The organism is Bradyrhizobium sp. SZCCHNR2028 (assembly GCF_032380995.1).
Lineage (GTDB): Bacteria > Pseudomonadota > Alphaproteobacteria > Rhizobiales > Xanthobacteraceae > Bradyrhizobium.
In genome coordinates this window covers 683,992-690,423 of record NZ_JAUHJF010000001.1, presented here as the reverse complement: position 1 = coordinate 690,423, position 6,432 = coordinate 683,992, and the positions used below count along the sequence as shown (strand labels likewise).

Genomic DNA, 6,432 nt, shown 5'->3' with positions numbered 1-6,432 from the left:
CCGCCATCAGGCTGGATAGAGGACTTCCACCTCCAAGCTGTCGTTCATACTCGGCACACCACCCATGGCCCGCCTGCGAAAGAAATGCAGGCGGCAGGAACCACAGGTTCAGCCGAGGCATCCCGGCATTCCCCGCGCGATGGTTTTCACGCTTATGTCGCGATCTCCTCGGTGTCCGGCTTTTTAGCCACCGTCGCCCTCGGGATCATCAGCCCCTCGGACTTGGCGCCAGCATCGGGGCGCCAGGACCACGCGTCTTCACGTCCGCAAGCGTGCCGTTCGTCGGCGGGCATCAAGCCCGCTGCGGCACACTCACAGCCACCGCATCTCCGGCCCACGTCTCGTGACGATCGCGATGCGCCCCTCTCGGCGGGCCGGGATGGGCGTAGACAATCATGATTTTTGAAAAAGCGAAAGTGATTTATTTTTCACCGAAGGACTGGACAGGCCAAATCAGCTTGAGAACAAACACGAATTGGCTGGTGACGCGCACGGGCCTCTCCCGGCGTCATTGCGCTCGCGATGACGGCAGATGAGGCGGTCGGGCGGGCAAAGGCGCCGGCTGGACATTGTCTGACAGCCTGTTTCGCGCGCCGTGCCCACCGGCCGCATCCGCCGGCACCGATGGTGGGCACGCGCCGCCTCGCGGCGTCGCTTTGCCCACCCTACGACAGCGTCTGCGTGGAGGTCCGTTCCGGAACACTTCCCCGAGCCACAGGTTGAAAATGCTTCCACATCGGACACGGAGCCCTTCATCATGCAGGACATCAGGGAACACATGGAGATCATCGGCGCCGACGGCGTGCATGTCGGCACCGTCGACCACGTCGAAGGCAATCGCATCAAGCTGACGAAGAAGGACAGCGGCGAGGGCAGCCACAAGGGGCATCATCACTTCATCGACAAGGGCCTCGTCGCCGACGTCGAAGGCGACAAGGTGCGGCTGTCGGCCATCGGCGCCGTCGCGGTGACGATGGAGGAGGAGAAGTAGGACGCGTCCACTTCTGTCTGCGTCGCTGCGCTCGCAATGACGATGAGTGACAACCGTAGGGTGGGCAAAGCGGCGCCGTCGGGCGGCGCGTGCCCACCATCAAGGCGGGCGGGTGCGGCCGGTGGGCACGGCGCGGAATACATCATGTCCCATATCAACGTGAGGGGCGCGCCTTTGCCCACCCTACGTTTCTACGCCTACTCCGCGTAGCCGACGATCGTCTTCAGCAATTTCGGGAACCTTGCGTTGAGGTCGGCCTCGCGCACGACGTTGCGGTGCTCGACGCCCTTTTTCGTGGTCTGGATCAGGCCGGCCTCGCGCAGGATCCGGAAATGGTTCGAGAGCGTCGATTTGGCCATGTCGGGGCAGGGCGCCGCCGCCGAGCAGGACATGCAGTCGTTCTGCTGCATCAGGCTCTTGACGATGCGCAGCCGCATCGGGTCGGCGAGCGCCGAGAGCACGCCGGCCAACGTGATGTCCTCCCGCGACGGATGAAACAATGGCGCCATGAAAAAACATATAGCGACGGCCTTGCGCCTGTTCAATAGTTCACTAGTTCTGAACTATTGAACAGAGCGCCGCGGCGCAAGGAGAGCAGGATGAGCAGGAGATTCGAAGGCAAGGTGGCGCTGGTGACCGGCGCATCCAAGGGGATCGGCGCGGAGATCGCCGCCAGACTTGCCGCGGAAGGCGCCGCGGTCGCCGTCAACTACAGTTCCAGCCGCGAGGGCGCCGACCGCGTCGTCGCCGCGATCACCGGCAAGGGCGGCAAGGCGGTGGCCGTGCACGGCAATCTCGCCAATCCCGGTGACGTCAAGACCGTCGTCGCCGAGACCGTCAAGGCGCTGGGCCCGATCGACATCCTCGTCAACAATGCCGGCGTCTACGACTTCGCGCCGCTCGACGGCATCACGCCGGAGCACTTCCACCGACAGTTCGACGTCAACGTGCTCGGCCTGCTCCTGGTGTCGCAGGAGGCCGCGCGGCATTTCAATCCGGCCGGCGGCAGCATCGTCAACATCTCCTCCGGCGTGTCGACCCTGACGCCGCCGAACACCGCCGTCTACACCGCGACCAAGGCCGCCGTCGACGCCATCTCCTCGGTGCTGTCGAAGGAGCTGGCGCCGCGCAAGATCCGCGTCAACACCGTCAATCCCGGCATGATCGTGACCGAGGGCGTCGTCGCCGCCGGCCTGCACGAGGGCGACATGCGCAACTGGATCGAAACGACCACGCCGCTCGCCCGTGTCGGCAAGGCCGAGGAGATCGCCGCCGCGGTGGCGTTCTTTGCCTCGGATGATGCGTCCTACGTCACCGGCGAGACGCTGCACGTCACCGGCGGTTTACGCTGAGCGTCACGTCGCTCCGCTCGTAACAACGGCCGGCGAACCGTAGGGTGGGCAAAGCGCCGCCGCAAGGCGGCGCGTGCCCACCATCGGCGCCGGCGGGTGTGGGCGGTGGGCACGGCGCGTGAGAGATCGGGCACACCAACGTCGTGCGGGGCGCGCCTTTGCCCACCCTACGCGCCGGAAACCGGCTCTGGCGAATAGGCCGTCATTGCCTCCGCCAGTGCGGTCGAAGACGAATGGCGACAACAACTATAGATTGATTATATATTTGATATCGTATCAAATTGGGCTCGCCGAATCCGTGATGCGCGCATCGCGGACAAGATCGGCGTTTCAACCTCCGGCCGGCCGGACGATGGCGTTTTGCCATCTATTCACCTCCCCGCCTGCTGCATTTCGGATGACCAAGGAGTTTCCATGCGCATTGGCATTGCACTTTCGACCCTCTCCGTCGTCGTGGGAGCGGCGGTTCTCGGCTGGGGGCTGACCGCGCCGCGCACCGCGCACGCGTTCCTGGAGGACATCTGCGTCCCGCGCGTGAAGGGCAGTCTGAGGAATTGTCTCGCGCCGGCCAGCGCGTGTCGCAATCCGGCAGAAGCGCTGAACCGGGGCTGCCTGCTCGAGGCGGTGCAGTTCGCCGTCATCCCGCCCGGCCGCAGCATGGTTCATGCCGACTCCACCTATTTCATCGCCCAGGCGCTCGGCTATCGCGCCGACGTGGCCTATTGGATCGCCGCCTACAACGAGAACTCCGACTACGCGCAATATGCGCCGATCGACCAGTGCGGCGGGCAGGCGACATCGACCAATTCGGGCGCCAGCTACATCACCGCCAAGTTCAACGGCTTCCAGCGCACCAACAACACCACCGACGGGCCGCTCTATCATTATCTCCTGAACTTCTCGCCGAACGGGCAGGGCACCGACGTGCACGGCGCCAGCGGCGTGCAGGCGGTGTATCCGTTCCACTATCCGCCGCCCGGCTATCCCGTGACCATCGACAGCGTCTATCAGGGCACGCTGTACGATCTCCGGCAATGGGCCATGAAGGGCGACGAGGCCCCGGGTCTGCTGTGCACCGCCGGATTCACGACGCCGAACGGGTCATCGAACTTCAGCGGCCCGCAATGTCTGGCAAACGTGCCGATCAGCGGCAACGTGCCGCTGCTGGAGAACTACGCGATCGGGCCGGCCATCAACATCACCTCGGGACCGAAGGTGCTCGACAACAGCAACGGCGTCGTCGACTACACCCAGCTCAAGTCCTGGCTGGACGACAAGAGCCGGACTACCGGCGTGCTGTTCGACGACCCCAGGAAGCCGCCGGTGCCGGTGCAGATCGCCCGGATCGGGCTCTATCTGCACTCCTTGCAGGATGCCTCGTCGCACGGCACCTTTTGCGGCGACGACGCGCCGTCGCCGCCGGGCGGCTCGGACGTCGGCAGCTACATGACCATGAGTTCCGGCAGCGTGAAGCTCGCGTTCGGCACCTATTGCGCCACCGGCCCGCATCTGGCGAGCCATGTCCAGGAGACCGGCACGGGTGACGCCAGCCTGCCGCTGCGCGACTATGTAGCGCTGAACAACACGCTCGACGAACTGATCCTGTTCGGCAACAACGTTGCCAAGCCGCGCGGCTGGATCGTCAACCCCAGCCTGCTGCCGCCGAACGTCGTCGGGGCTAAGAGCGCCGCCGGCGACAGCGCCGCCGATTTGAAGTCGCGCCTCGTCGGCCGCATCGTGCAGGGCCAGCAATGGTCCCGCGCCGAGGTCTACGCGTCCGGCGTCGTGACGCTGCCGCTGCAGCGCACCGACGCGCAGGACCGGCTGAACACCATGAACGCTGCGCTCGGCGCCTATTCTAAGCGGCTCTTGGCCACCAACTCCAAGCTGACCCCGCTGCGGCCGATGCCGGGGAATTCGTTCGACCCGAACGAAAAGTCGGTGTGCTTCCGCTAAGTAGCCCGGATGAGCGAAGCGATATCCGGGGTCTCATGCGCAGGTCGTGCGGTCCCGGATGTCGCTTCGCTCATCCGGGCTACGCGCGCTGATCATCGCGGTGCGTGGAAGAAAACGCGCGGCGCCCATGAATGCGCCCTCTCCCCTTGTGGGAGAGGGCATGTCAGGAATGTCGGCAAGCTCGGTCGGGTGAGGGGTCTGCCTCCACGCGCATCGTTTGCGGAGAGATACCCCTCACCCAATCGAGTCCGTGGGCGGGGCGGAGATGCCCTCTCCCACAAGGGGAGAGGGCGCTGTATCGCTCAGCGCGACGAGTCGATGGGATGCGCAAAGCGCCGCCGTCGGCGTGCCAACAATGTCACCCGTCCGGGCGGCGGTGGGCATGACTCCGCAGCGTCGCCGGGCGGTCGAGCACGATCCGCTCATCCGCGCGCGCGGCGTGGTCGGCCGATCAGCACCATCCCTTCTTCCAGTGGCCCGGCGGACAGTGATGGCCGCGCCATCCCACCTTTCGGCCGCGACTCCAGCCGAAGGCCCGGTGACCGCCTCCGCGGCCCCAGCCATGACCATGGCCATGACCGCCTCTCACCTCGATGAGATCAGATGCGCCGCGATCGACCTGAAGGGGAGCGCGAGGCAACGCGCTGGCGGGCACGATCAGCGCGGTTGAAATCGATGTTGCAAGGATGAAGATCGCTTTGCGCATGTGACTCCTCGGATGTCTGGAAGATGAACTGAGAGGCTTACGGCTTTTCTGTGTCTTCAAGCGAAAGGGGGCCGGGAAGCGGGATCGTATCCCGTTCGCGCGCCCACTACCTCCTATGCGTGCTGGAGCCGGTGGTCGTCATGCGCTGGCCGGGAGCGCTCTCGGAATGTCCCGGGCCGGCGGCGGTGTTGCTCTGATGACCGGGCGCTTTCTTCGACGCGCCGTGCGAACTTGCGCCGGTCTCTGCGGCGAACACCGGCGAAGCGGCGAACAGAGCCGCCGTCAAAACGATTGCCATCTGCATGAACGAACCTCCTTCGTTGTTGGGTTCGTAGTAAACTGCGGCGTGTCGGCGATCGTTCCGCTGCACCGGGAAATCCTGGGGATCGTGTAGCGGACGCGGTATGATGTTCGGGGGCCTGAGAGTGCATCCGTCTCGGCAACCGCGATCCCGGATGTCGCTCTCGCTTATCCGGGTTACGAACGCTCATTCATGACAGGACCATCACCATGTCCCGCCTGCACCGAATCGACCTGCCCACCGCCGGCCGCCTCGCCATCGCGGCGCGGCCGAGGGCGGAGGACTGGCTGGCGGAGGACATCGCGGCCTGGGTGGGCGAGGGCATCGCCGTCGTCGTCAGCCTGCTAGAGCCGGCTGAGGTTCATGACCTCGGCCTTCAGCGCGAGGCCGCGCTGTGCCAGTCACACGGCATGGCCTTCGTGTCATTTCCGATCCCCGACCGTGGTCTTCCTGAGAGCCGCAGCGTAGCGTTGCAGCTCGCGCACGACCTCGCCGCGCGGCTGACGGACGGCCAGACGGTCCTGATCCATTGCCGCGCCGGCATCGGCCGCTCCGCCGTCATCGCGGCCTGCGTGATGATTCGGCTGGGCATTGATGGAGCTGAGGCCTTCGACCGGATCGCCGCCGCACGCGGCGTGCGCGTGCCGGATACGGAAGATCAGCGGGAGTGGGTGAGGACGTTCGAGCGCAAACAGATCGAGTAAAGTGCAGCGTCACCGTAACTCCCAAGCCAGTCCGCCAGGAAACCTGCCACGTCGAGACTGCTGGCTTGCCGATGAGCCGCCATGCCATTGTTCGCGAGGGAGATAAGCGCTAAACGCCGACCGATCGGACGAACCTGATCCTGGAGACCATCATGGCCAACGAAAAAGGCCCGAACATCAAGAAGAAAGCCAAGTGCAAGAATTGCGAAGGCAAGGGCTTGGTCAAGAAGGGCGACAAGGTCGTAAAATGCCAGCGCTGCCACGGAACAGGACTGCGCTAGACCAGGGCGCGGGCGCCGGCGATGATCACCGCCGATGAACAGCTCGTACAGTAAAGTGCAGTCCATCCAGCACTGTCAGCTGCGTAGGGCGCGTTAGCGAAGCGTAACGCGCCGATCCGGTCAAGCGGCGGATTACACTCC

The 6,432-nt window shown here is 65.0% G+C and carries 8 protein-coding genes; 5 read left to right on the top strand and 3 right to left on the bottom strand.

Features of this window, described 5'->3' with window-relative positions:
* Nucleotides 1–757: 757 nt before the first annotated feature.
* Nucleotides 758–991 carry a DUF2171 domain-containing protein gene (locus QX121_RS03130; RefSeq protein ID WP_315737740.1) on the top strand — a complete coding sequence of 78 codons (234 nt, stop codon included), beginning with the start codon at nt 758–760 and terminating at the stop codon, nt 989–991.
* 197 nt (nt 992–1,188) lie between these two features.
* On the opposite strand, the gene QX121_RS03125 is transcribed toward QX121_RS03130, so the two are convergent.
* The gene (locus QX121_RS03125) at nt 1,189–1,500 is read right to left on the bottom strand and encodes a helix-turn-helix domain-containing protein (RefSeq protein ID WP_315737741.1); all 312 of its coding nucleotides are present in this window, start codon (nt 1,498–1,500) and stop codon (nt 1,189–1,191) included.
* Nucleotides 1,501–1,590: 90 nt separating this feature from the next.
* Here QX121_RS03125 and QX121_RS03120 point away from each other — a divergent pair, with 90 nt between their 5' ends.
* Both QX121_RS03120 and QX121_RS03115 read left to right on the top strand, forming a co-directional pair.
* Entirely contained in the window at nt 1,591–2,343 is a 753-nt protein-coding gene (locus QX121_RS03120) for a glucose 1-dehydrogenase (RefSeq protein WP_315774604.1), read from the top strand.
* Nucleotides 2,344–2,757: 414 nt separating this feature from the next.
* Nucleotides 2,758–4,299 carry a hypothetical protein gene (locus tag QX121_RS03115; protein WP_315811128.1) on the top strand — a complete coding sequence of 514 codons (1,542 nt, stop codon included), beginning with the start codon at nt 2,758–2,760 and terminating at the stop codon, nt 4,297–4,299.
* A gap of 451 nt (nt 4,300–4,750) precedes the next feature.
* Here the strand turns inward: QX121_RS03115 and QX121_RS03110 are convergent, their stop codons facing one another.
* Nucleotides 4,751–5,005, bottom strand: coding sequence for a hypothetical protein (locus QX121_RS03110; RefSeq protein ID WP_315774606.1), 255 nt, complete (start codon nt 5,003–5,005; stop codon nt 4,751–4,753).
* Between the two features lie 106 nt (nt 5,006–5,111).
* Nucleotides 5,112–5,375: a hypothetical protein gene (locus QX121_RS03105; RefSeq protein ID WP_315774607.1), complete on the bottom strand. Its 264-nt coding sequence runs from the start codon at nt 5,373–5,375 to the stop codon at nt 5,112–5,114.
* Between the two features lie 140 nt (nt 5,376–5,515).
* On the opposite strand from QX121_RS03105, the gene QX121_RS03100 reads away from it, so the two are divergent.
* Nucleotides 5,516–6,010, top strand: coding sequence for a protein-tyrosine phosphatase family protein (locus QX121_RS03100; RefSeq protein WP_315774609.1), 495 nt, complete (start codon nt 5,516–5,518; stop codon nt 6,008–6,010).
* A gap of 152 nt (nt 6,011–6,162) precedes the next feature.
* Nucleotides 6,163–6,291, top strand: a complete 129-nt coding sequence (locus tag QX121_RS03095; RefSeq protein ID WP_315774610.1) for a hypothetical protein — start codon at nt 6,163–6,165, stop codon at nt 6,289–6,291.
* Nucleotides 6,292–6,432: the final 141 nt, after the last annotated feature.

Coding starts and splice junctions, on each gene's coding strand:
- QX121_RS03130 (WP_315737740.1), top strand. CDS start 758: ATGCAGGACATCAGGGAACACATGGAGATCATCGGCGCCGACGGCGTG.
- QX121_RS03120 (WP_315774604.1), top strand. CDS start 1,591: ATGAGCAGGAGATTCGAAGGCAAGGTGGCGCTGGTGACCGGCGCATCC.
- QX121_RS03095 (WP_315774610.1), top strand. CDS start 6,163: ATGGCCAACGAAAAAGGCCCGAACATCAAGAAGAAAGCCAAGTGCAAG.
- QX121_RS03115 (WP_315811128.1), top strand. CDS start 2,758: ATGCGCATTGGCATTGCACTTTCGACCCTCTCCGTCGTCGTGGGAGCG.
- QX121_RS03100 (WP_315774609.1), top strand. CDS start 5,516: ATGTCCCGCCTGCACCGAATCGACCTGCCCACCGCCGGCCGCCTCGCC.
- QX121_RS03125 (WP_315737741.1), bottom strand. CDS start 1,500: ATGGCGCCATTGTTTCATCCGTCGCGGGAGGACATCACGTTGGCCGGC.
- QX121_RS03110 (WP_315774606.1), bottom strand. CDS start 5,005: ATGCGCAAAGCGATCTTCATCCTTGCAACATCGATTTCAACCGCGCTG.